This is a genomic window from Allobosea sp. P4_E12, from assembly GCF_056401655.1.
Genome location: NZ_JBFUIY010000006.1, coordinates 152416 through 176708, shown reverse-complemented (window position 1 = coordinate 176708; position 24293 = coordinate 152416). Strand labels below are relative to the sequence as shown.

Genomic DNA, 24293 nt, shown 5'->3' with positions numbered 1-24293 from the left:
ACTCTCGCGCCGACGGGTTCAAGGGAGGGACGATGAACATCGCTGTCGACGACCTGCCCCCCGCCGAGTTTTCGTCGAAAGGCACTCCAGCGACGGCAAAGAACACCAAGGCGTCGCTTCTGGTGAATCGCCTCCGCGAGGCGATCCTGTCCGGGGAACTGGCGCCCGGCACCAAGATCAATCTCGATACCGTCCGTCGGCAGCTCGACGTCTCGCTCAGTCCCCTTCGCGAAGCGCTTGCCCGCCTGATTGCGGTGGGGCTTGTCGAGCTGCACGACAACCGCGGATACACTGTCGCGCCGGTCTCGCTGTCCAACCTTGCCGAGATCACGAAACTGCGCGTCGAGTTCGAGAGCCTGGCGCTCTCCTCAGCCATCGCGAAAGGCGACCTGGCCTGGGAAAGCGACGTGATGCGCGCCCTTCACCGTCTCAACCGGACAGAGCGGATCGCCAGCGAGCCGGCAACACTGGAAGCCTGGGAGCACGCGCATCGCGAGTTCCACATGATGCTCCTCGCCGGTTGCGGGATGCCGCTGCTGCTGAACGCCTGCGTCATGCTGCACAACCTGAACGACCGTTATCGACGGATCTTCCTGATGGCCCAAGGCGGGGACCGCAACGTCGCCGCCGAGCATAGCGAGATCGCCCAGGGCGCTGTCGCCCGCGACGCCGACTATGCCTGCGCCAAGCTGCGCGAGCATATCCAACGCACCGGGTCCAACCTCCACGCCCGCCTTGCCGGCCAGTTGCAGCCCTGAAGCGATGGAGCGTCCCGTGACATCGCCATCAGGTCAGCCACCCCTTGGAATCGCGCATTTCACGACGATCGATGTGCCGCCGCTCGACTTCGTCGCACTCGCGGCGAAAGTCGGTTTCTCCGCGGTCGGGCTTCGGCTGCATCCGGCCTTTCCTGGCGCGCCCTTCTACGAGATCCGCCCCGGAAGTGCCCAGATGCGGTCGATACGGTCTCTGCTGACCCAGACCGGCCTGCGCGTCTACGATATCGAATTCGTCGTCATCGACGCGAATTTCGCAGTGGACGCGCTGATCCCGATGCTGGAAAGCGCCGCGGAACTCGGCGCCAGGCGCCTGAGCGTCTGCGGCGACGATCCCGACCATAGGCGGCTCGTCGCCAGCTTCGCCTCTCTGTGCGACGTGGCGGCAAGCTTCAGCATGGGCGTCGACATCGAGAACATGCCATGGCGCCGTGTCGCCAGCATTTACGACGCCGCAGCGATCGTAGGGGAGGCCGACAAGGCAAATGGCGGGGTCCTGGTCGATGCCCTTCATCTTTCGCGAGGCGGCGCTCTTCCGATCGACCTGAGAACGATCCCGTCGCATTTCATCAGGAGCGCGCAGCTCTGCGACGCGGGGGCCGAACGCCCGACGACATTCGACGAGATCATCAGGGAGGCGCGCGCGGGACGCAGGCTTCCAGGCGAGGCCTCCCTGCCCCTGCAGGACCTCCTGGCGGAACTGCCCGCCGACGTGACGCTCTCTGTCGAGGTGCCCAACCAAGGGCTGCCGGCGGCAGAGCACGCGAAGGCGGTGTTCGAGGCGGCACGGCAGGTGATCGCTGCGCATGCGCTCGCCAAGCCGACTTCGACGACGCCGCTTTCGGGGTAGGCACGGGACGTTCTTCAACATCCCAAGCCGGACGGCGAGCGACCTGAGCGCGATCAGATAGCGCCCAGGGGGTACGTCACCCCTCGAAGGGCTCGACGGTCAAACGCTGCCCCAGCATGAATGCGTCGGCGACCAGCGTCAGCGGCGCGAGATCGACCTCGCTGCGGCCTTCCGCGATCAGCGCTTCGAAGTGGCGATAGATCTCCGCATATTCCCGCTCCGGCTCGTCGACCAATATGCGGCCGTCATGGCTCAGCGTCCTGCCGCCCGAGGAGAGCGTGATAAGGCCGGCCTCGGTCTCGACATGGATGTCCCAGCTCTGTTCGCCCTCCTGGCGGAAGTCGAATTCTGCGTGGATCGGCAGCCCCGAACCATCCGCGAGATCGAGCGCGGCGGCGATCGGCGCCTGGCGGTTTGCCGGGACGGATACCACGGCGCCGGTCACGAAGACCGGCTCGGACAGAATGGCGGTCAGAATCGAGAGGGCATTGATGCCGGGGTCGAAGACGCCGAGCCCGCCGGGCTCGAAGATCCAGTCCTGTCCGGGATGCCAGACGCGCACATCCTCCTTCCAGACGACCTTGACCGAGCGTGGCCTGTTCCGCGCAAGGAAGGCGCGCGCCGGCGCGACAGCGGGCGCGAAACGCGAATGCCAGGTGGTGAACAGCGTTCGGCCGCTCCGTTCCGCCTTTGCGACGAGAGGGCCGAGCTCGCTGACACTCGCGCCCGGTGGCTTTTCAAGCAGAACATGCAAGCCGGCTTCGAGCGCCTCTGCCGCCAGCGCATGCCGGCCTTGAGGCGGGGTGCAAAGGGCAACGGCATCGAGATCGATATCCGAGGCCAGCATCGCGCTGAGCGAGGTGAAGACGGGCAAGCCAGGCAGCGTGCCTTCCCGGCTCGCCGCCGCGACCAGCTCGAAACCGGGCGTGGCCGCAATCGCGCCGAGATGCTGGCTGTGCGCGATCTTGCCGAGCCCGACGAGTCCGAGGCGGATCCTCGACATCCCGCCCGCCTCAACTGTGCGCGACGGTTTGCGCAATCACGCGCGCACCGTCGGGCCGGAACAGATGAGCCAGGGCGATATCGACATGCAGCGGCACCCGCTCGCCGGGCTTCGGCGTCTGCTGTCCCTCGACCTGAACGGTGATCGGCTGGCCGTCGGCGAGGACGCCGTAGATCAGCGAGGAGCCCCCGAGCTGCTCCACGAGCTGGACCTGCGCCTCGCCGATCCGCGTGCCGGCGCCGCCGAGCCGCAGGTGCTCGGGCCGCAGGCCCAGGCTGCAATCGGCGCCGTCCTGGCCAGCCAGATGCGGCAGGGGCAACACGGTCTCGGCCAGGGCCACGCGCGCTTCTCCTCCTGTCGCCGGCAGCATCCTGGCCTGCAGGAGGTTCATCTTCGGGCTGCCGATGAAGCCGGCGACGAAGCGGTTGACGGGGTTGTTGTAGAGCTCCAGCGGCGAGCCGATCTGCTCGACCTTCCCTGCCCGCAGAACCACGATCTTGTCGGCCATCGTCATGGCTTCGACCTGATCATGCGTGACATAGATCATCGTGTTGCCGAGCTGCTGGTGCAGCTTGGCGATTTCCACGCGCATCTGCACGCGCAGCTCAGCGTCGAGATTGGAGAGCGGCTCGTCGAACAGGAAGATCTTGGGTTCGCGCACGATGGCGCGGCCGATGGCGACGCGCTGGCGCTGCCCGCCCGAGAGCTCCTTGGGCTTGCGGTCGAGCAGATGATCGAGTTGCAGGATCGCCGCAGCACGGGCGACGCGCATATCGATCTCGGCCTTGGTCATCCGCGCCGTCTCGAGCGCGAAGGCCATGTTCTTGTAGACATTCATATGCGGGTAGAGCGCATAGGACTGGAACACCATCGCGATGCCCCGTTGCGCCGCCGGCACCTGGTTCATCACCGCGTCGTCGATGCGCAAGGTGCCGTCGCTGATATCCTCGAGCCCGGCGATCATCCGCAGCAAGGTGGATTTCCCGCAGCCGGACGGACCGACGAAGACCACGAACTCGCCGTTGGTCACGGACAGGTTCACATCCTGGATCACCGGGTGATCGCCGAAGCGCTTATGGACATGCTCCAAGGTCAGCCAACTCATCGTTCCCTCCTTGCGGCCTTATCGTTCTTGTCGTTGCGGGCAGGCAGGCCGCCTGCCCTGCTTGGGCGCGCTCAGGCAGCGAGTGCCGTCGAACGGATGCCGACCGGCATGGCCGAACCATGGGCCGCGATCAGGTCGTCCACCATGGCGCAGATCTCGCGCAGCGAGAGGACACTCGCGGCATGGCGGTCCAGCACCGCGGCGCGGTAGACCGCGTCCCGGTCGCCTTCCAGGGCAGCGCGCACGGTGAGGTCCTGGACGAAGACATGCGGCGCGCAATGGGCGGCGAGCTCCGGCGGCAGCGTGCCTGCATGGCAGGCGCGCAGGCCATTGCGGTCGACGATCACGGGCACCTCGACACAGCAATCCTGCGGCAGGTTCTCGATCAGCCCGGTGTTGCGGACATTTCCGTAGATGAGCTGGGGCTCGTTCGTGACCATGCCGTTGATGATCGATGCGCCGTATTCGTCGCTGCGCTCGAGCGGGAAGCTCTCGCCGGCCAGCAGCTTTTGCCGCGTGTCGGCATAGCGTCGCAGGTTGCGCTCGCTGCGGCGAATATACTCGTCGACCGGCACGTCGAATTCCGCGATCTGGTCCTCGCGGCGCAGGAAATAGGGCGTGTATTCGGCCGTATGCTCGCTGGATTCGCTGACAAAGCGGCCGAGATGCTCCAGCAGGGCGAAACGGATCTTGTCCTTCGCAAAGATCTCCGGATTGCGGGCGGCACGCCGCAGCTGCGGATAGGCATCCTTGCCGTCGATCTCGAGCCGCAGGAACCAGGTCATGTGGTTGATGCCGGCGCAGTCATAGCTCAAGCGGGAGCGATCGACCCCGAGATAGGAAGCAAGGTCGCGCGCCGTGTGCTGGACGTTGTGGCACAACCCGACCACCTGCTGCTCTGGGAAGGCCCTGTAGACCGCCCAGGTCAGGATGCTCATCGGGTTGGTGTAGTTCATCAGCAGGGCATTGGGGCAGACCGCCCGCATGTCCCCGACCAGGTCGACCATGAAGGGAATGGTCCGCAACCCGCGGAAGATGCCGCCGATACCGACGGTATCCGCGATGGTCTGCTTCAGGCCGTAGCGGCTCGGGATCTCGAAATCGAGCAGCGTCGCCTCGTGCATGCCGATCTGCACCATGTTGATCACGAAATCCGCGCCCTCCAGGCAGCGCCGGCGGTCGGCATGCTCGGTCACGGTCGCCCCGGCATCGAACTGGCCGGACGTCCAGCGCGCCATCATTCCCGCCGTTTCGAGGCGCTCGGCATCGATGTCGTACAATGCGATCTCGCATTGCTTCAGCGCGGGAAGACTGAGGATGTCGGTGAGCAGGTTCTTGACGAAGACGACGCTGCCGGCGCCGATCATGGCGATCTTGGTCATGTCATGGTCTCTCTTGGGTAGAGGTCGGGAAAGGGCTCACTTGAGGCCTGTGCTGGCAATCCCCTGAACCAGATAGCGCTGGAAGATCAGGAAGATGAGCAGCATCGGCAGGAGGGAGATCAGGGCCAGCGCCATGACGCCGCCCCAGTCCGGATTGGCCTCGCCGCGCAGCAGGTTCAGGCCCAGCGGCAGGGTGAAGAGTTCCTGGTCGGTCAGGACGACCAGCGGCCAGGCGAAGTCGTTCCAGCGCCACATGAAGGTGAAGATCACCAGCACGGCGATGATCGGCTTCGAGAGCGGCAGCACGATGCGCAGGAAGATCCGCATCTCGCTGGCGCCGTCGAGCCGGGCGGCCTCGATCAGCTCATCGGGAATGCTGACCATGAACTGGCGCACCATGAAGACACCGAAGGCTTCGGCCGCGCGTGGCAGGATGACGCCCCAGGGCGAATTCAGCAGCCCCAGCCAGGAGGTCACGAGGAATTCCGGCACCAGGATTACCTGGATCGGGATCATCAGCGCGCCCAGGATCGCGAAGAACAGGATGTCGCGCCCGGGGAAGCGGAACTTGGCGAAGACGTAGCCGCAGAGCAGGTTCGCGGACACGGTGATCAGCACGGCGATCACGGCGATGAAGGTCGAATTCATCACCCAGGTCAGGAACGGATGGCGCTGCGCGATATTCCTGAAATTCTCCAGCGTCAGCACCTGCGGGATCAGGCTCACCACCGGCTGGAAGACCTCGGAACGAGGCCGGATCGCGGTCGCGAGCATCCAGTAGAGCGGAAAGATCATCGCCAGCGCGCCGAGCACGACAGCGATCCAGATCAGCACGTTGCCGGTTCGGCGGGTGCCGGGGCGCCTGGCGCCAGCCTCGAAGGTGACGCCGCTCATAGCACGTTCTCCGATTGGCGGCTGACCCGCCACTGAATGATCGTGAAGCCGAGCACGATGGCGTAGAGCACGACGCCGATCGCGCTGGCATAGCCCATCTCCGAGGTCATGAAGGCGGACTGGTAGATGTATTGCACCAGCATCGTCGTCGAAAATCCCGGGCCACCGCCGGTCATCACGTAGATCAGGTCGAAGACCTGGAAGGAGTGGATCACGTTGAGGATCAGCAACAGGAAGGTGGCGGGCCGCAACAAGGGCAGTGTGATCTTCCAGAACTGGCGAGAGGGCGACGCGCCATCCATGGTCGCGGCTTCGTAATAGAGCGTCGGGATCGACTGCAGCGCGGCGAGATACACCACCATGCAGAAGCCGACCCTGACCCAGAATGTCGCAATCACCAGCGACGGCAGCGCCCAGGCCGGCGAGGAGAGCCATGGGATGCGGTCGCCGCCCAGGCGCACGATCAGGGAGTTGATGACGCCGTAATGCTCGTTGAACATCCAGGCGGCGATGATGCCGGTGGCGACGGCCGAAACCACGACCGGAAGGAAATAGACGCTGCGCAGGAAGACCCGCCCCGGCATCCGTCGGTTCAGCGCCACGGCCAGGAGCAGCCCGCCTGCCATGGTGGTGGGCACCGAAGCCACAGCATAGACCGCCGTATTCAACAGCGCGTGCCAGAACTGCGTGTCGGCCACCAGCCTGCGATAATTGGCCAGGCCGGCATAGGTGACGTCGCCGATCAGGCTCCAGTCATGGAAGCTGATATAGAAGGCATAGAGCAGCGGAAAGAAACTGAAGGCGCTGAACAGAAGCAGGTTGGGCGTGATCAGGAGATAGGGCAGCATCCAGGGCCGCCGGAAGGAGCGGCGTGCCCGCGCCCCGGTAACGGGGGGCGCGGTGCTGGTCATGACGACGCTGTCGGACATGGATCACCTCGCAGACGGGACGGCAGGCCGCACCGCCGTCAGCTCTTGAGGACGCTGCGGATGGTGCCTTCCACGTTCTCGGCCGTGTCCTTCGGCGACTGGCCGGAGGTGAAGGCGAGGTCGAGCTGCTCGCCGAGCTTCGTATTGATGCGGCTGAAATCAGGCAGCGTCACCGTCGCGGCCAGATGGTCCGGGATCGTCCGCGACTGCTCGACGAAGACCTGCATCGCGTCGGGGCGAAGCGGGTATTCCAGCTTCGTCTCCATGAGGCTGCGCCGAACCGGCAGGAAGCCGGCGGCGATGCAGAAGTCGCGCATATTGGCCTCGTTGGTGGCATAGCGCAGGAAGTCGATGGCGACGTCGCGATTCTTGCTGTCGCGCGTCACGGCGAGGCAGTTGCCGCCGAGATCGGAGGCCATGCTGACGCTGCGCGGCATATAGGTCACCTGCCACTCCGCCTGTTTCATCGCGTCCTGCAGGAACGGGATCTGCCAGTCGCCATGCACCAGCATGCCGATCGTCCCGTTGGCGAAGAGGTTCTGCGTCTGCTCGTTGGTCTTGATCGAGGTCGTGGGCGGCACGAGCTTGTCGGTGAACCAGGACTGGGCCCATGCGATCGCCTCGAGGCCCTCTTTCGACGAGAGCTGCGGCTGGAGCAGCTGCTCGTCGAGCAATTTGCCGCCATTCTGGTAGAGGAAGGGCAGAAAGCGATAGGCGGCGGTGTTCTGCCAGGCGCAGGCGAAGCCGAATGGCGCTCCGGCCTTGTCCTTCAGCATCCGGGCGATCCGGATGAACTCCTCCCAGCGCCAGCTGTCCTCGAGCCGCCGCGGCAGCTCGATTCCGGCCCGCCGGAACATCTCCATGTTGCAATAGACCGCGAGCGTGTCGGTGTGGTGGGGAATGGCGAAGGCCTTGTCGCGATAGGTGACTGCCTTCCACAATGCGGGGGCGAATTGCGCTGCCAGGCCGCCGTCGAGATGCCCGCTCAGATCGACGATTGCGCCTGCTTTCGCATAGCGGCCGACCTGCTGGTACTGGATGCGGACCAGATCGGGGGCCTGCCGGCCGGCGAGGCGCGTATCGACCTGCTGATAGAGCTGGCCGGAGGATCCGCTGAGCTCCAGCCGGATCGAGACATGCGGGTTCTGCGCGGTGTAGCCGGCGATCAGCCGGCGGAAAGCGTCCTCCTCCGCCCGATTGCCCCAGACCGCGAAATTGAGGCTCACCGGCGCCTGGGCCCGCGCCGCCCTCCCCGACCCGACCGAGAGAGCGAGCCCGGCGCCCAGAATATGCCGCCGAGAGAAAACCGTGCCTGTTCCGTTGAGGTTCGTCATCCCTGTTTCCTTCCCTGGATCATCACCGCTTTTCGCGGCTTGGTTTTTTGTTGTTGTTGGTCACGGGCTCTAGGCTGGCAGGCCACCACCCTTCAGGCCGCCGCAGGATTCCCGGATCACGAGCTGGACCGGAAGCTGCGTGTACCGAACGGGGCTTTCCCCGCCCTCGAGCTGGTCGATGAGGCTCGTCGCCGCCTGCTGGCCGAGCTCGAGCCGGCGGTGTTCCACCGTCGTTAGCGCCGGAACCGTGAAAGCCGCGAGCGCGATGCCGTCGAAGCCGACCACGGCCATGTCCTCGGGCACGCGCAGGCCGTGACGACGCAAGCCGTGCAGCACGCCGATCGCCATCTGGTCGTTGAACACGAAAAGCGCTTCGGGCCGCGGCTCCGGCAAGGCGAGCAAGAGCTCCACCGCCTTCACGCCTCCTTCCGGACTGTTCGCGACCTCGATTTCCCAATCCGGACGCGGCGGCAGACCGGCTTCGAGGAGCGCCCGACGATAGCCGTGCACACGCTCCCGCTCGCGCAGGGGATGCCGCTGCTGGCCCGAGATATGGCCGATCCGCCGATAGCCGCAGGCGAGCAGGTGCTGCGTCGCCATGTAGCCCCCGCCCTCGAGATCGACGCCGACGGAGGTGATTTCGGTACCGTCGCCTTGATCCTGCAGCGCGACACAGGGGACGCCGTGGCGTGCCAGTTCCTTCAACGCGTCCCAGATCGCCCGCGTTGGAGCCGAGGTGATGACGCCGTCCGAGACGCCCCCGCGCAGCCGCGCGATCGCCTTGAGCTTGGCCGCCTCGTCTTCCGCAACGAGCACGTCGAGCAGATAGCCGCGCTCCTGCGCCACCTGCTGCACGGCGCCGATCACCTCGGCCGAGTAGGGATTGCCGATATCGGGGGTGATGAAGGTGAGCGTGTTGGTGCGCCGCTGCCTCAGGTTCCGTGCAACGGAATTCGGGGTGTAGCCGAGATCGGCGGCGGCTTTGCGCACACGCTGCTGCGTGGCCTCGGAGAGACCGACGCGCCCACTTGCGCCATTGAGCACCAGCGAAACCGTCGCCTGCGAAACCCCCGCACGCTTCGCGACATCGGTGCTGGTCGCGGCTCCCGGTCGCTTCGATGGTTTCTGCTCGCGCGGCAACGCCTTCTCCTGGAATCTAATACGTATTAGATTAAGAGCTAACCGCTCATGGAATGCCTGTCAACGAAGGCCGCAGCGCCGACCTGACGGCGCATTCCTAAGGCCGGGACCAGTCGATCAAGCTGGTCATGGCAGCCGCCCGGCTGGCAGAAAACCTCAACCTGCGCGCGCCGGTTGGCCAGTGCATCCGGGCGCACGGCAGGCCCTGAGCCTTGGCGCGCAGCCGGCTCGCGCCACGGTCCGCCCCGCTTCCTTCAGCATCGGCTTCCGGGTGGAATCCCGGTCGAACAGCGGGAAGCCCAGCTGAGCCACCAGATTGGAGATCGTGTAGCTGATCACCGAAGTCGCGCGCCCAAGCGCGCGCCGAGCCCGCCCGCCTCTGCCCCCTCCGACGGGCTTGTCGGGCATGGAGCCGATATTCGATGACTTCCGCTCCCGACGCGCCTTCCGCAATCGCGGGATGAGCGCAGGAAGCATGTGCCGCAATCGGGTGCCTCTCAGTCCTCGTCGCGCGCCCGTGCTTCCCCTTGAGCAGCTCTCGCCGCATCTCCCCCCGCCCGCCGCCCGGCCCAGCGCTCGATCGAGTGATTGATCGCCAGCAGCAGCAATGCGAGGCCCGTTGCGGTCACGACGATCTTCCAGTCGCCCAGGCCGGCAGCGCAGCCGAGAGCGGCCGTCACCCAGATGGCCGCAGCCGTGGTGAGCCCCCTCGGGGTCATTTCCCGATCGCGAAGGACGATCACCCCGGCGCCCAGAAATCCGATGCCGGTCAGAACACCCTGCACGACACGGCTTGCCGCATCGGCCTGATCCGGTTCGCCGAAGATCCCAGCTGCCGCTGCCGTTCCAAGTCCGACCAGACCGAATGTGCGAATGCCCGCACTGCTCTGCTTGAGCGTGCGCTCCCAGCCGACGGCTATGCCCGCGGCGGTCCCCGCCAACAACCTGAAGATCAGGTCGACTTCAGCCCATGAAAACAGCTCCATAGGGCTATTCCCGCCCGGGGGTATCAAGGTCGCTACGCCGTACGCGCTCGCGCGTGCCGGCCGCCTCGACGGCATCAGGGCCTGCCGGCCCAGCCGCCTTGAGCGGCACAGGCGAAGGTGAGAAAGGGCCGTCGGGGCCCCGTTGCGCTGAATCGCGCGCCCCAATCTGAGCTTCCTGGCCGTTTCTCATGGGGTCTCCTTCGCTATCACCCCTTCCCCAACGCCGCCCCCGACAGGCTGTTCCGATGCAGGCGTGAAGAAGACCGGCGAGGCACCATCCGCCAGGAATGCCCGGCCGAGGGCCATGCGCCGCCCCGTGGCGAACACGTTGCTCCGCCATGCGTTATCCGACCAACTTTGGACCGGAGAGATGATGAGCGACGGAAAACATGAGCTCCGATTGGCCTTCAAGCGCATCGAGCGGGAGGTTCCGCAGGGTTTCGCCTCCCTGTTGCGCTGGCTGCGCCATCCCGCCTCGCGCTGGGCCCGCCTCCCCGCGGGCCTCATCCTCGTGGTCGGGGGCATCTTCTCGATACTGCCCGTGCTCGGGCTCTGGATGCTGCCGCTCGGCCTGCTGCTGATCGCAGCGGATATCGCGCCCTTGCGCAAACCCATGGCGCGCTTTGTCCACGCTGCCATGAACCTGTGGGCGAGGCTGCGAGCACGCTGGCAGCGACGAGGCTAAGGCTGCTCCGCACGAGCGATCCCGAGCAAAAAGCGCCCACTGAGGACCGAATGCACCAATGCGCGGTACGTCCCGGACTGCGCGCCGCCGGGACGTACCGCCGGACCGGGAACGATGGGTCATTCCCAGCGTTATGCCGCCGAGTTCCGCGGGGCACGACATGGCGATCGTCACGGCGTTTCATTTCGAGGAGCACGGCACCGTGCCGAATAATCCGCGCCTGCCCGTGCTGTTCTACGTGGCTGCGTTTCCCGCCGAAGCCGCGGATATGGCGACCCTCATGGAAGAGCGTTTCGAAGGGAATGGCTGGCCCCCGCAATGGCGCAGCGGCATCTATGACTTCCAGCACTATCACACCGAAGGCCACGAGGCTCTCGGGATAGCCGCCGGCAAGGCGACACTGCTCCTAGGGGGAGAAAGAGGCCGTGAGATCGAGGTTGCCGCCGGAGATGTCGTCCTGCTGCCGGCGGGAACGGGACATCGATGCTTGCGGGCATCGCAGGACTTACTGGTGATCGGCGCCTATCCCCCGGGGCAGTCGGGGGACATCGTGCGGACCGAAGCAACAGCGCCGATCCGCCGGGCAATCGCCCGCCTGGCGTTTCCGGCGAGCGATCCGGTGGCCGGGTATGATGGCCCGGTTTCGTACCACTGGAGCGAGAGTATCTGAGACCGGAGTTGTTTGTCGTGCCCATTTGCGAATATCGCCCGCTCGCCCTGCCTGTCGCAGGCTCCCGCCCGCGCGCCGGGCGCAACGCTTGACGCAAGCCCTGCTAGCCCTGGCGCGACGGGCATCGAGGCAATCCCTCTTGTGGTCAGCAGGACCGGTGACTGATGGCCGAGGCGCGCAACGAGGCTTTACTTTCCGGCCATGAGCCCGGACGCTGATTGCCCCCGCTCCCGTCGGAAACGCGCTGCCTGCCATGCCCGAGACTGCTTCCGCGCGCCGCGCCATCGGCCTGATCGTTCCCTCCTCCAACCGGGTCGTCGAGCGCGTGGCGGCCCGTCTGCTGGCTGGAACTCCGGAGATAGATTGCTGCATCGCCCGGGTGCCCTATGACGGCATCGTCGCGGCCGCGCCGGCTGCCGGCTACAGGCTCGAACCCTTCGACACCGCTGCGATGCTGCTGGAAGAGGCCCGCGTCGATACGATCTGCTGGAACGCGACGCGGGGCGCGGCGCTGGGCTTTGCCGCCGATCGCGACCTGTGCCGGCGGATCGAGGACAAGACGGGCATCCCGGCGGTCACCACCGCTCTCGCGACCCTTGCGCTCCTCGGGGCAGAGCCGGGCCGGCGCGTCGGCCTGATCACGCAGGGCGACGAAGCGGAATCGCTGCATGTCGCCGGGCAGTTTCGCCGTGGGGATGTCGACATCCGCGAGCATCTCTGGCTCGGCATCACCAATAATCTCGATGCCGCGCATCTTACCGGCGACAGGCTGCTCGCCGAGGCAAGGACCCTGGCCGCGCGATCGCGCCTCGACACCATCCTGGTCTGGAGCACCAATCTATCCGGCTACGCCGCAGGCCTGGCCGCCGATCCGGCATCGGATCCGGCCATCCTCGACGCGGCCGAGATCGGCATCAACGCTGCGCTGATAAGCACAAGTGCGCGGCAGCAGAGATAATTGCCCACTAAATAGCCTGAATACCAGTCATTGCATGCAACATGACGAGGGCGGCTGCCCACGCCGGCATTTTACAAGAGATTTCAATCGCCTAAGTCTTGGCACGCTACGTGCTTGACTGGCGCCCATGTGCGCCTTTGCTGCCCCGCATCCAGGACAGAGCACCATCCGAGCCGCGACAGGCGCGGAACGGATTGCCCTCGCGGCCGGCCGCAGGGCGCTCTGCCCCGCCCGCCGGCCTGTTCCCGGCGGGCCGGCGCGCCGCGACATCCCGACTGGCAAAACAAGGATCTCTCGCCGATGATCACTCGCCGCACCGCCATCGCAGCCGGCCTTGCTGCCCCCTTCGTCGCGCAGGGCAAACTCGGGGCACAGACACCCAGCCGGGCCGAGACATTGCTGCTGGTGCAGGAATATGGGCCCAACAGCCTGGACATGCAGGGCATCGGCTCGTCGCAGCCGGTCAATGGCGTCGCGCTGAACTGCTATGACCGGCTGCTGCGCTTCAAGCCGGTGCCGATCCCGGGCGGCGGCGGCAACACGATCGCGATGGGCGAGCTCGAGGGCGAACTGGCCGAGAGCTGGCAGGTCGCCTCGGACGGCATGAGCTGCACCTTCAAGCTGCGCGACGCCACCTTCCATTCCGGCCGCAAGGTCACGGCGGCCGATGTGAAATGGTCGCTCGACCGCGCCTGCACGATCGGGGGGTTCGCCACCACGCAGATGAATGCCGGCTCGCTCGAGAAGCCAGAGCAGTTCGTCGTCGTCGACGACAAGACCTTCCGAGTCGACTTCGTCCGCAAGGACAAGATGACGCTGCCGAACCTCGCGGTCACCATCCCCTTCGTGTTCGACTCCGAGCTCGCGATCAAGAATGGCGGCGGCGATCCCCATGCGAAGGAGTGGCTGAAGAACAACGTCGCCGGCTCCGGCGCCTACAAGGTCGAGAGCTGGAAACCCGGCGTCGAGACGATCTATGTCCGGAACGATGCCTGGACCTCCGGCAAGCTGCCGCAGCTTCGCCGCATCATTGCGCGCGACATCGCCTCGCCTTCGACCCGCCGGGCCCTGATGGAGCGCGGCGATGCCGATGTCTCCTACGGGCTGCCACCGAAGGACTTCAAGGACCTGCTCGATGCCGGCAAGGTCAATGTCGTCGGCGTGCCGATCCCCAACGGTGTCTGGGGCTGCTACCTCAACACGCAGGTCGGGCCGTTCAAGGATGTGCGCCTGCGCCAGGCCGTGGCCTGGGTGATGCCCTATGAGAAGCTGCTGCAGGCCTCGCTGTTCGGCCGCGGCGTCGACATGTCGGGCGGGCCCGAGACGCCCAAGGTCACCTGGCCGCAGCCCTTTCCCTACACATCCAACGTCGCCAAGGCCAAGGCGCTGGTCGATGCAGCCGGCGGCGGCTTCTCGACCACGCTGTATTTCGACGCCGGCAATGCGACGGTCGCCGAACCGATGGCGGTGCTGATCAAGGAGGCGCTCGGCGCGATCGGAATCACCGTCGAGATCAACAAGGTGCCGGGCGCGAATTTCCGTACCGAGATCGCCAAGAAGACCAATCCGATGGTGCTGAACCGCTTCGCCGGCTGGCTCGACTATCCCGATTACTACCTGTTCTGGACGATGCACGGCAATAATTCGATCTTCAACATCGCCGCCTATCAGAACCCGGAACTCGACAAGCTGATCGACGCCGCGCGCTTCGCGCCCGACAAGGCAGCCTATGACGCTAATGTCGTCGACTTCATCAAGCTGGTGAACCGCGAGGTGCCGATGGTGCCGATCGCGCAGCCGACCCATGACGTGGCGCTCCAGAAGGCGATCGGCGGCTATCAGTTCCAGCCCTGCCGCGAGCCCGATTTCCGCTACCTGACCAAGGGCTGAGCGCCCAGCGCACCGCCGCCCCGCACGCAACGGCGGCGGCGGCGACTTCGCCGGATTTCGGCAAGGAGGCTGCACAATGCTTCGCATGATCGGCGGGCGGCTGATGACGACGATCCCGTCGGTCATCGGCGTGATCATCGTCACCTTCCTGCTGACGCGGGTGTTGCCGGGGGACACGGCAGCCTATTTCGCCGGGCCCGCAGCGACGCCGCAGGCCATTGCCGAAATCCGCAGCAAGCTGGGGCTCGACCAGCCCTTGCCGGTGCAGTTCGTCTCCTATGTCACGGCGCTGGCCAAGGGCGATCTCGGCCAGTCCCTGACCACCGGCCAGCCGGTGACGGCCGACCTGGCGGCGCGGCTGCCCGCCTCCGCCGAGCTGACGCTTGCGGGTCTGCTGCTGGCCATGTCGGTCGCCCTGCCGCTCGGCGTACTGGCCGCGGTGAAGCAGGGCTCCTGGATCGACCATCTCTGCCGCGTGGTGGCGACGGCCGGCGTCTCGCTGCCGGTGTTCTTCACCGGGCTCCTGCTGGTCTATGCCTTCTATTTCCTGCTCGGCTGGTCGCCGGCGCCTCTCGGGCGGCTCGATGTCTTCGCCTCGGAACCGCCGCGCATCACCGGGCTGTTCTTGATCGACAGCCTGCTTGCCGGGCATGTCGAAACCTTTCGTGCCGCGCTGGCGCAACTGATCCTGCCGGCGGTCACGCTCGGCATCTTCTCGCTGGCGCCGATCACGCGGATGACCCGCGCCTCGATGCTGGCTGTGCTCGGCGCCGATTTCGTCCGCACCGCGCGCGCCAGCGGGCTGACCAATGCCAAGGTCATCGGCACCTATGCCTTTCGCAACGCCATGCTGCCCGTCGTGACCACGCTCGGCATGGTGTTCTCCTTCCTGCTCGGCGCCAATGTCCTGGTCGAGAAGGTCTTCGCCTGGCCGGGCGTCGGCTCCTATGCGGTCGAGGCGCTGATCGCCTCGGATTACGCGCCGATCCAGGGCTTCGTGCTGACCATGGCGATCCTCTACGTCGTGCTGAACCTGCTGATCGACCTGCTCTACGGCGTCATCGATCCCCGCGTCAGGCTGGAAGGGTGAGGCCCGTGAACGACATGAGCAAGCTCGACCCCGCCGCCACGCCCGCCCTGCGCTTCGAGGCGCCGCCCGCGACGAGCCTGTGGGCCCATGCGCGCCATGTCGTCTCGGAAAACCCGATCACCGGCTTCGCCTTCCTGCTGTTCGGGCTGATCGTGCTCGCGGCGATCTTCGGTCCCTCGCTCGTGCCCTACGACCCGCTGGCGAGCAACACCAATGCGGCACTCCAGGCCCCGAGCGCGGCGCATTGGTTCGGCACCGACCAGCTCGGGCGGGACATCTTCAGCCGGGTCATCTCCGCGACGCGGCTCGATTTCACCATTGCGGTCGCCTCGGTCGCGCTCGTTTTCCTGCTCGGCGGGCTCGCCGGCGTCAGCGCCGGCTTCTTCGGCGGCTGGGTCGACAAGCTGGTCGGTCGCATCGCCGACACGATCATGGCCTTCCCGCTCTTCGTGCTGGCGATGGGCATCGTCGCGGCGCTCGGCAACAGCGTCACCAATATCGTGATTGCGACCGCCATCATCAATTTCCCGCTCTATGCGCGGGTGGCGCGGGCCGAGGCGAATGTGCGGCGCGAGGCGGGTTTCGTGCAGGCGGCGCGGCTCTCGGGCAATTCCGACTGGCGGCTGCTCCTCACCCAGATCGTGCCCAACATCATGCCGATCATGGCTGTGCAGATGTCGCTGACCATGGGCTACGCGATCCTGAACGCGGCCGGCCTCTCCTTCATCGGCCTTGGCGTACGCCCGCCGACGCCGGAATGGGGGATCATGGTGGCCGAGGGTGCGAGCTTCATCGTCTCCGGCGAATGGTGGATCGCCTTCTTCCCCGGCCTGGCGCTGATGATCGCGGTGTTCTGCTTCAACCTGCTCGGCGACGGCGTGCGCGATCTCGTCGATCCCCAGCGGAGGAATTGACCTTGGCCACGATCCCGCTGCTCGAGATCCGGAACCTCACCGTCGAATTCGCCACGCGCCGTGGGGCGGTGCAGGCGGTGAAATCGATCGATATCAACGTCGCCAAGGGCGAGACGGTCGCGATCGTCGGCGAGTCCGGCTCGGGCAAATCGGTGACCTCCTATGCCGTGGTGCGCATTCTCGACCGGGCCGGCCGGGTCGCAGAGGGTTCGATCTCGTTCTCAGGCGTCGATCTCGTCGCCGCCGACGAGGCGCAGATGCGCGACCTGCGCGGGCGCGAGATCTCGATGGTCTTCCAGAACCCGCGCGCCGCGCTCAACCCGATCCGCAAGGTCGGACGGCAGATCGAGGACGTGCTGCTGCAACATGTCCAGGCGACGCGCGCGACCGCCAGGGCGAAGGCGATCGAGGCCTTGACGCGCGTCAGGATCGCAAGGCCCGAAGAGCGCTACGATGCCTACCCGTTCGAGCTTTCGGGCGGCATGTGCCAGCGCGTGGTGATCGCGCTCGCCATCACCTGCCAGCCGCAGCTGCTGATCGCCGACGAGCCGACCACGGGGCTCGACGTCACCACGCAGAAGGCGGTGATGGATCTCATCGTCGAGCTCACCCGCGAGCGCGGCATGTCGACGATCCTGATCACCCATGATCTCGGGCTGGCTGCCGCCTATTGCGACAAGGTCGTGGTCATGGAGAAGGGCCGCGTCGTCGAGACGGCCGCGGCCAGTGAGATCTTCCGCAATCCGCAGCACCCCTATACCCGCCGGCTGATGCAGGCGACGCCGCGCATCGGCATGTCGCTCGCCGATCTGCTGACCGAACCGCCGAAGGCGGAGCCGGTGCCCAAGACAGCGCCCGCCCCCTCGCCTGTCCCCACCTCTTCTGGCGCGGCGCGAGGCGAAGCGGCCCCTGGGCCGCTGCTCAGCGTCGAGGCGCTGGTGAAGGAGTATCCGCGCCCGGCTACGGGGGCGTTCCTCGCCAGGCTGATGGGCAAGGCGGAGCCTGGGAAGCCCGGCTTCCGCGCCGTCGACGGTATCAGCTTCTCAATTGCGCGCGGCGAGACGCTCGGGCTCGTCGGCGAATCCGGCTGCGGCAAGTCGACGACCTCGATGATGATCACGCGGCTGATCGACCCGAGTGGCGGCAGGATCGTCTTTGACGGCAGCGATATCGGCGCGATCCCCGCCCGGCAGTTTGCGGCCTCGCCCCAGCGCCGGCGCATCCAGATGGTGTTCCAGGACCCGACCGACAGCCTCAACCCGCGCTTCACTGCCGAGCGGGCGATTGCCGACCCGATCATGCGGATGGGCGCGATCCGCGGCCGCGATGCGCTGCGGGCGCGCTGCGAGGACCTGGCGCGGCTTGTCGGCCTGCCGGCCGAGCTGATCGACCGGTTCCCGCATCAGCTCTCGGGCGGGCAGAAGGCGCGCGTCGGCATCGCCCGCGCGATCGCGCTCGACCCCGACCTCGTCATCCTGGACGAGCCGACAGCGGCGCTCGACGTTTCCGTCCAGGCGGTCGTCCTGAACCTGCTGGAGGAGTTGAAGGGGCGGCTCGGCATGAGCTATCTCTTCGTCTCGCACGACCTGAATGTGGTGCGGCTGCTCTGCGACCGGGTGATCGTGATGCGCAGCGGCGCGATCGTCGAGGAAGGTACCGCAGAAGAGGTTCTGGGCAACCCGAGAGCCGAGTACACCAGAGAGCTGCTGACCGCGATTCCGCATCCGCCGATGTGACGGTGCAAGATGCCGTTGCGCATGCAGCGCCGAAACCGGCCATGGCCTTTGGAGACGCCTTTCATGAAGATCAACGACCCTGCCGTGCTTGCCGAAGTCGAGGCCGCCTTCGCGACCTATGAAAAGGCGCTGACGAGCAACGACGTGGCCACGCTGGACGCGCTGTTCAGGGACAGCCCGCTGACGCTGCGCTATGGCGTGGCCGAGAACCTCTACGGCCATCATCAGATCGCCGCGTTCCGCTCGGCGCGCTCGCCCGTCGGAATCGAGCGCGCGCTCGAACGCACCGTCATCACCAGCTATGGCGATGCGATGGCGACCGCCAACACGATGTTCCGCCGCGCCAGCATGCAGGGCAAGGTCGGCCGGCAAAGCCAGACCTGGGTCAAGTTTCCCGAAGGCTGGCGGGTCGTCGCCGCCCATGTCAGCGTCATCGCGGAATGAGTCTTTCGCGTCGGGCCATGACCTTGGCCATGACCGTCGCGTCGATGCCTGTCATGCAGGCGCCTGCGCCCCTGCCCGTTCTCCGGTGCTGATGCCATGCCGCCCCGCGCCCTCCCCGTCAGAGCCAAGCCCGCAGCCCCGGCGCCGACGCGCACGGAGGCGCTGCGCCTTCAGATCGCCGACGAGATCGTCTCCGGTGCGCTCGAACCGGGGACGCCGCTCGACGAGCAGGATCTGGCGGCGCGGTTCGGCGTCTCGCGGACACCCGTGCGCGAGGCGATCCGCCAATTGTCCGCCTCGGGCCTCGTCAGCGTCCGGCCGCACCGCGGGGCGGTTGTCGCCTTGCCGACCCCGCGGCAGCTCGACGACATGTTCGAAGCCATGGCCGAGCTGGAGGCGCTCTGCGCCGGGCTCGCCGCCCGCAACATGACCGTGCCCGAACGGCGCGGGCTCGAAGGGCTGCACCAGGCCCTGCGCGCGCTGGTGCATGAGGGCGATCCCGCGCGCTATCACGAGACCAACGAGGCCTTTCACGCCGCGATCTATGCCGGATCGCATAATGGCTATCTGGCGGAGCTGACGCTGATGACGCGCGCCCGGGTCGCGCCGTTCCGCAGGGCGCAGTTCCGGGCGACCGGGCGGCTCGGCGGCTCCTATCGCGAGCACGACCTGATCGTCCAGGCGATCCTGCGCGGCGACCAGCCCGGCGCGAGCGAGGCGATGCGCGCCCATATCGGCATCGTGCGCGATGCGTTCAGGAGCTATGCGGGCGCGCCCTGACGCGCGCCCTGCGCTGCGACATAGGCCCGCCAGCCCCCGAACTCGCTGACGTCGCGCGCCGCCTCGGTCGCGATCTGCTCGCAGAGAAAGCCCTTGACCCGCGTGCCGTCGGCCAGCGCCAGCGTGCCGATGCCGAGCGGCGAAGGAATGCCGGCAACGAAACGGCCAAAGCCTTCGGGAGGCAGCGCCCAGACCTCGAGCGCGATCGGAGTTCCCCCTTGCCCGACCCGGATCAGGCCCGGCCGCGCCGGCGGTCCGCCCGGCAGGGCAAAGAGGCGGTATTCGGCGCTTGTACTCGTCGCGCGCTGGAAGATCGCGCCGAGCGCGGTCAATTCTCCGTTCAGGGGCATGCCCGAGAGATGCGCGCCGACAACGGCGATCTCAAGCGTGCCAGGCGCGGCAGTGGCCGGCTCGTTCGCCGGCGGCAGCGGCAGGACGGTCGCGCCCAGCGTCAGTCCCGACGCCTGATGGAAGGCCCGCCCGAGGCTGGCCAGCGACGCATCCTGGCCGGACGGCGCGATCAAGGTGACGCCGGCTGCGGTGCCGTCCTCCATCAGGCTCACCGGCACGGCGAGCGCGCACATATCGAGCAGGTTGACGAAATTGGTGTAGCGGCCGAGCAGCGAATTCCGGCCGATCGGGTCTGTCGCCATCTCGGCCAGCGTGACCGGCCGCGGCACGGTCGGCACCATCATGGCATCGATGCCCTTCAGAGCGGCCCGGGCGCAGAGAGCAAGCCCGGCCAGCCGGTATTGCGCCGCGAAGGCCTCGGCCGCATCCGGCAGCGGCCGCCCCGTGATGACCTGCCGGATCACCGGCAGGATCGCCTCGGGTTCGGCCATCAGCAGGTCGCGGATGGCGAGATAGCGCTCCGCCACCCAGGGCCCGTCATAGAGCAGCCGGGCGGTCTCGTAGAATGGCGTCATGTCGATGGGGACGATGATCGCGCCCAGCGCTCGCGCCCGTTCGACCGCAAGGGCAAAGCTCGCCGCCGCCGCCGGAGCGCCGTCGAAATCGAGATCGGCTGGGCGCGGGATGGCGAGCCGCGGATGCGGCGCCAGTGCGCCCGGCCGCCCGAACGGTATGGAACGGGAGAACGGGTCGGTCGCATCGGGGCCGGCGATCACCTCCAGGACGGCCGATGCGTCATCGACGGTCAGCGCGAACACCGAAACGCAGTCGAGCGTGCGGCAGGCCGGAACGACGCCCGCCGTCGAGACCAGGCCGAGGCTCGGCTTGAGGCCGACGAGGTTCTGCAGGCCGGCGGGCACCCGGCCCGACCCCGCGGTGTCGGTGCCGAGCGCGACAGGAACGATGCCGGCCGCAACCGCGCAGGCGGAGCCGGAGCTCGAGCCTCCCGGCACGAGATCGGGGCGCAAGGCGTTGCGCGGCACGCCATAGGGCGAACGCGTGCCGTTCAGGCCGGTGGCGAACTGGTCGAGATTGGTCTTGCCGATGATGATCGCGCCCTCTTCCCGCAACCGCGCAACCACGCCGGCATCCGCGACGGGGAGATAGGAGAAAGCCGGACATGCCGCGCTGGTGGCGAGCCCGGCGACATCGATATTGTCCTTGACCGCGATGGGCACGCCCCAGAGCCTGCGACCCCGTGGGCCCTCGGCCTGCAGGCGCGCCGCCTCGGCCAGCGCTTCCGTTTCGAGCCGCAGGCTGATGAAGATCGCTTCGTCGTCATGGTCGCGATAGCGCGCATAGGCTGCCGCAATCGTCTCCGGGATCGTGCGCCGGCCGGCAAGATGATCAGCGAGAAGCATGGTCATTGTGCTCACGAGATAGCCCCTCTTCTTTCCAGCCTATGAAATGAGCAATTGCTTGCGAGATGCATGCGAAGATTATGCATGCCGCCACCTGCATCGGCCGCGCTGCGCAGCCGGACCCGTGCGATCCGCCGATCGCGCCCCTCTGACGCTCAAATTGATCAAGCGATTTCAAATCCTTAGCTGGAACCGCCCGCAACTCCGGGGCCGCAACCCGCGCTCAGGCACAGCCCTTGCAAAGCTTGTTCCGTTCGCCAGCGACGGGAGCGCCTTTCGTGAGCCGGTCCGAGATTGCAGCCCAGCCCTTCCCGATCAGCGTCGATTTCGCGCGAACCGCGCTCGTGATCATCGACATGCAGCGGGATTTCCTGGAGCCGGGCGGCTTTGGCGCCGCGCTCGGCAATGATGTCGCCCTGCTCGGCGCGGCGCTCCTGCCCYGCAAGGCCATGCTCGCAGGAGCCCGCGCCGCCGGCATGCTGGTAATCCACACGCGCGAGGGCCACCGGCCCGATCTCTCGGACGCGCCGCCGGCCAAGGTGCTGCGCGGCGATCCGGCCACACGCATCGGCGCGGCGGGGCCGATGGGGCGTATCCTCGTCCGCGGCGAGGCCGGCCATGACATCGTGCCGGCGCTGGCGCCGCTGCCCGGCGAACCGGTGATCGACAAGCCCGGCAAGGGCGCCTTCTACCAGACCGATCTCGACCTGATGCTGCGCAATCGCGGCATCGAGACGCTGCTCGTCAGTGGCGTGACGACCGAGGTCTGCGTCCACACCACCGTGCGCGAGGCGAATGACCGGGGCTATCGCTGTCTCGTCCTCGGCGACGCCTGCGCCTCGTACTTTCCGGAATTCCACAGAGTGGGCCTGGCGATGATCGCAGCCCAGGGCGGCATTTTCGGCTGGGTCTCGTCCACGGATGCGGTGCTGGCCGCCCTCGCAGCCAAGGACCGGGCTGCCTAGAGCAAGCTGCGGAAAAGCGGCAACGGTTTTTCGCGTTAAGAATGCCCTAAACTATTATATTTGTTCACGTTTTCCGCGTTTTGACGATTTCTTCCAAACGCAGCGTGATCCAAGCGCGGAGGTGAAGACCATGACGAGCGCGACAAGCAGGCCACAATTGTGGACGCCGGGCGACTGGAACGCCCTGTTCGGTTTCGGCACCAATATCCTGGTCAATCTGCTGGTGCTGACCGGGCTTCTGCAATTCGTGCTGAAGATGCCTGCTGAGATCGTCTTCGGCCGCATCCTGCCCGCGCTTGGTCTGATGATGCTGCTCTCGACCGGTTATTACGCCTGGCTCGCCTACCGGCTCGCCAGGGAAACCGGCCGCGACGATGTCTGCGCCCTGCCCTCGGGCATCAGCGTGCCGCATATGTTCGTCGTCACCTTCGTGATCATGCTGCCGATCGCGAGCATGACCGGCGATCCCATCAAGGGCTGGGAGGCCGGGCTCGTCTGGGTGTTCTTCCAGAGCTTCATCCTGATGGCCGGCGGCTTCATCGCGCCCTATATCCGCAAGGTCACGCCGCGCGCGGCGCTGCTCGGCACGCTGGCCGGCGTCTCGATCGCCTTCATTTCGATGCGCCCGGCACTCGAGATTTTCCTGACACCGGCGATCGGTCTCACCTGCCTTGCGATCATCCTGGTCAGCTGGTTCGGCGGCGTGCGCTATCCCCGCAGCATCCCGGCGGGGCTGGTCGCCATCGCCTTCGGCATGGTCATCGCCTGGGGGTCGGCGCTGCTCGGGCTCGATGTCGGGGGCCTGAGCCTCGCCAAGCTGGGCGCCGCCTTCTCGACCTTCGGTTTCTCGCTGCCGCTGCCGGCAGTCGACCATGTCTTCTCCGGCTTCTCCTATCTCGGCATCATCCTCGTCACGGCGATCCCCTTCGGCATCTATGATCTCGTCGAGGCCATGGACAATGTCGAGAGCGCGGAAGCGGCCGGTGACCATTACCCGACGACGCGGGTACTGACCGCCGACGGCGTCGTCAGCCTGATCGGCTGCCTGATGGGCAACCCCTTCATCAACGCCGTCTATATCGGCCACCCCGGCTGGAAGGCGATGGGCGGGCGCATCGGCTATTCCGCCGCGACCGGGCTGATCGTGATCGTGCTGTGCTGGTTCGGCGTTATCGCCCTGCTGCTGGCGCTGATCCCGCTCGTCGCGATCTCGCCGATCCTGCTCTATATCGGCATGCTGATCGGCGCGCAGGCCTTCCAGACCACGCCGGCAAGCCATGCGCCTGCCATCATCCTGGCGCTGACGCCGCATCTCGCGGCCTGGGCCAAGGTGCTGATCGACGGGGCGCTCGGCGCGGCGGGGACCAATGCGGCCGCTGTCGGCATCGACAAGATGGCCAATATGGGCGTGCTCTATCACGGGCTCGAACTGATGGGCGGTGGCGCGATCCTGTCCGGGCTGGTGCTCGGCGCCATCGCCGTCTTCGTCATCGAGAAGCAGTTCCTCCACGCCGCAGGCTTTGCGGCCGCGGGCGCCGTCCTGACCTATTTCGGCCTGATGCATGGCGAGGCGATCGGCATCGGCAAGGGGTTCGGCGTCACACCCTCGATCAGCCTCGCCTATGCGATCGTCGCGGGCTTCCTCTTCCTCTGCGCGCGCTCGCTCTCCGTCGTGACCGCGGCGAAGACGATGACCACCGAGCCCCGCGGCAAGCTGGAGCCGGCGGAATGAGCGAACCGAAACCCGTCTTCGATGCGGCGCGCCATTGCGATGCGATGGCGCCCGCGCTCGGCCTGGCGATCAGCGAGGAGCAGCGCCCGGTCGTCCTGCAATTCCTGGCAGTGGCGAAGGCCATGTCCGAGATCGTCTTCGCCGCGCCCGTCGACGAGGCCAGCTTCGAGCCGGCCGGCGTGTTCCGCGCCGGGCGCCCGCATGACGGAGAGCCCGCGTGAGCTTCGATGCCTTCGCACCGGCCCACCGTATCGCGGC

Annotated in this window: 23 protein-coding genes and 1 pseudogene; 14 read left to right on the top strand and 10 right to left on the bottom strand. The window is 66.8% G+C overall.

Annotated elements, in window-relative coordinates:
- The first annotated feature begins 32 nt into the window (after positions 1–32).
- Positions 33–758: a GntR family transcriptional regulator gene (locus AC1DW9_RS09750; protein WP_476775826.1), complete on the top strand. Its 726-nt coding sequence runs from the start codon at positions 33–35 to the stop codon at positions 756–758.
- A 16-nt stretch (positions 759–774) separates the two neighbouring features.
- Positions 775–1626: a sugar phosphate isomerase/epimerase family protein gene (locus AC1DW9_RS09745; RefSeq protein ID WP_476775825.1), complete on the top strand. Its 852-nt coding sequence runs from the start codon at positions 775–777 to the stop codon at positions 1624–1626.
- A 76-nt stretch (positions 1627–1702) separates the two neighbouring features.
- Here the strand turns inward: AC1DW9_RS09745 and AC1DW9_RS09740 are convergent, their stop codons facing one another.
- The 9 genes and pseudogenes from AC1DW9_RS09740 to AC1DW9_RS09700 form a co-directional block, all read right to left on the bottom strand.
- Positions 1703–2629, bottom strand: coding sequence for a Gfo/Idh/MocA family protein (locus AC1DW9_RS09740; protein WP_476775824.1), 927 nt, complete (start codon positions 2627–2629; stop codon positions 1703–1705).
- A 10-nt stretch (positions 2630–2639) separates the two neighbouring features.
- Positions 2640–3734 carry an ABC transporter ATP-binding protein gene (locus tag AC1DW9_RS09735; RefSeq protein ID WP_476775823.1) on the bottom strand — a complete coding sequence of 365 codons (1095 nt, stop codon included), beginning with the start codon at positions 3732–3734 and terminating at the stop codon, positions 2640–2642.
- A gap of 71 nt (positions 3735–3805) precedes the next feature.
- On the bottom strand, positions 3806–5116 hold the full coding sequence (melA, locus tag AC1DW9_RS09730) for an alpha-galactosidase (RefSeq protein WP_476775822.1): 1311 nt from the start codon (positions 5114–5116) through the stop codon (positions 3806–3808).
- A gap of 36 nt (positions 5117–5152) precedes the next feature.
- Complete coding sequence (locus AC1DW9_RS09725; protein WP_441488499.1) at positions 5153–6010, bottom strand: carbohydrate ABC transporter permease; 858 nt, start codon at positions 6008–6010, stop codon at positions 5153–5155.
- A complete protein-coding gene (locus AC1DW9_RS09720; RefSeq protein ID WP_441488500.1) occupies positions 6007–6939 on the bottom strand; it encodes a carbohydrate ABC transporter permease in 933 nt (310 codons plus the stop codon). Before AC1DW9_RS09720 ends, AC1DW9_RS09725 begins: the two co-directional genes overlap by 4 nt.
- A 38-nt stretch (positions 6940–6977) precedes the next feature.
- Positions 6978–8273, bottom strand: coding sequence for an ABC transporter substrate-binding protein (locus tag AC1DW9_RS09715; RefSeq protein WP_476775821.1), 1296 nt, complete (start codon positions 8271–8273; stop codon positions 6978–6980).
- Positions 8274–8342: 69 nt separating this feature from the next.
- A complete protein-coding gene (locus tag AC1DW9_RS09710) occupies positions 8343–9413 on the bottom strand; it encodes a LacI family DNA-binding transcriptional regulator (protein ID WP_476775820.1) in 1071 nt (356 codons plus the stop codon).
- Between the two features lie 234 nt (positions 9414–9647).
- Positions 9648–9821: pseudogene (locus AC1DW9_RS09705) on the bottom strand (helix-turn-helix domain-containing protein); the annotation flags it as partial.
- An 89-nt stretch (positions 9822–9910) separates the two neighbouring features.
- Complete coding sequence (locus AC1DW9_RS09700) at positions 9911–10399, bottom strand: MgtC/SapB family protein (protein ID WP_441488503.1); 489 nt, start codon at positions 10397–10399, stop codon at positions 9911–9913.
- Between the two features lie 373 nt (positions 10400–10772).
- On the opposite strand from AC1DW9_RS09700, the gene AC1DW9_RS09695 reads away from it, so the two are divergent.
- The 9 genes from AC1DW9_RS09695 to AC1DW9_RS09655 all read left to right on the top strand — a co-directional run bounded on the left by AC1DW9_RS09695 (position 10773) and on the right by AC1DW9_RS09655 (position 19566).
- On the top strand, positions 10773–11084 hold the full coding sequence (locus tag AC1DW9_RS09695) for a hypothetical protein (RefSeq protein WP_476775819.1): 312 nt from the start codon (positions 10773–10775) through the stop codon (positions 11082–11084).
- A 160-nt stretch (positions 11085–11244) separates the two neighbouring features.
- A complete protein-coding gene (locus AC1DW9_RS09690) occupies positions 11245–11754 on the top strand; it encodes a cupin domain-containing protein (protein WP_476775818.1) in 510 nt (169 codons plus the stop codon).
- Positions 11755–12007: 253 nt separating this feature from the next.
- Positions 12008–12712 (top strand): hypothetical protein, encoded by a 705-nt coding sequence (locus AC1DW9_RS09685; protein WP_441504592.1) that lies wholly within the window; start codon positions 12008–12010, stop codon positions 12710–12712.
- 300 nt (positions 12713–13012) lie between these two features.
- Positions 13013–14602, top strand: a complete 1590-nt coding sequence (locus AC1DW9_RS09680) for an ABC transporter substrate-binding protein (protein WP_476775817.1) — start codon at positions 13013–13015, stop codon at positions 14600–14602.
- Positions 14603–14678: 76 nt separating this feature from the next.
- On the top strand, positions 14679–15692 hold the full coding sequence (locus AC1DW9_RS09675; RefSeq protein WP_441504594.1) for an ABC transporter permease: 1014 nt from the start codon (positions 14679–14681) through the stop codon (positions 15690–15692).
- A gap of 14 nt (positions 15693–15706) precedes the next feature.
- The gene (locus AC1DW9_RS09670; RefSeq protein WP_476775866.1) at positions 15707–16606 is read left to right on the top strand and encodes an ABC transporter permease; all 900 of its coding nucleotides are present in this window, start codon (positions 15707–15709) and stop codon (positions 16604–16606) included.
- Positions 16607–16608: 2 nt separating this feature from the next.
- Positions 16609–18342, top strand: a complete 1734-nt coding sequence (locus AC1DW9_RS09665) for a dipeptide ABC transporter ATP-binding protein (protein ID WP_476775816.1) — start codon at positions 16609–16611, stop codon at positions 18340–18342.
- Between the two features lie 63 nt (positions 18343–18405).
- Positions 18406–18786 carry an oxalurate catabolism protein HpxZ gene (gene hpxZ, locus AC1DW9_RS09660; RefSeq protein WP_441504596.1) on the top strand — a complete coding sequence of 127 codons (381 nt, stop codon included), beginning with the start codon at positions 18406–18408 and terminating at the stop codon, positions 18784–18786.
- 96 nt (positions 18787–18882) lie between these two features.
- Positions 18883–19566, top strand: a complete 684-nt coding sequence (locus tag AC1DW9_RS09655; RefSeq protein ID WP_441504597.1) for a GntR family transcriptional regulator — start codon at positions 18883–18885, stop codon at positions 19564–19566.
- On the opposite strand, the gene atzF is transcribed toward AC1DW9_RS09655, so the two are convergent.
- Positions 19548–21338 carry an allophanate hydrolase gene (gene atzF, locus AC1DW9_RS09650; protein ID WP_476775815.1) on the bottom strand — a complete coding sequence of 597 codons (1791 nt, stop codon included), beginning with the start codon at positions 21336–21338 and terminating at the stop codon, positions 19548–19550. The two genes, AC1DW9_RS09655 and atzF, sit on opposite strands and share 19 nt — an antisense overlap.
- A 278-nt stretch (positions 21339–21616) precedes the next feature.
- Here atzF and AC1DW9_RS09645 point away from each other — a divergent pair, with 278 nt between their 5' ends.
- The 3 genes from AC1DW9_RS09645 (at position 21617) to AC1DW9_RS09635 (ending at position 24256) form a co-directional block, all read left to right on the top strand.
- A complete protein-coding gene (locus tag AC1DW9_RS09645; RefSeq protein WP_476855077.1) occupies positions 21617–22303 on the top strand; it encodes a cysteine hydrolase family protein in 687 nt (228 codons plus the stop codon).
- Positions 22304–22433: 130 nt separating this feature from the next.
- A complete protein-coding gene (locus AC1DW9_RS09640; RefSeq protein WP_476775814.1) occupies positions 22434–24035 on the top strand; it encodes a regulator in 1602 nt (533 codons plus the stop codon).
- Entirely contained in the window at positions 24032–24256 is a 225-nt protein-coding gene (locus tag AC1DW9_RS09635; protein ID WP_441504601.1) for a DUF4089 domain-containing protein, read from the top strand. The genes AC1DW9_RS09640 and AC1DW9_RS09635 overlap by 4 nt, the downstream gene beginning before the upstream one ends.
- The last annotated feature ends 37 nt before the right edge of the window (positions 24257–24293 follow it).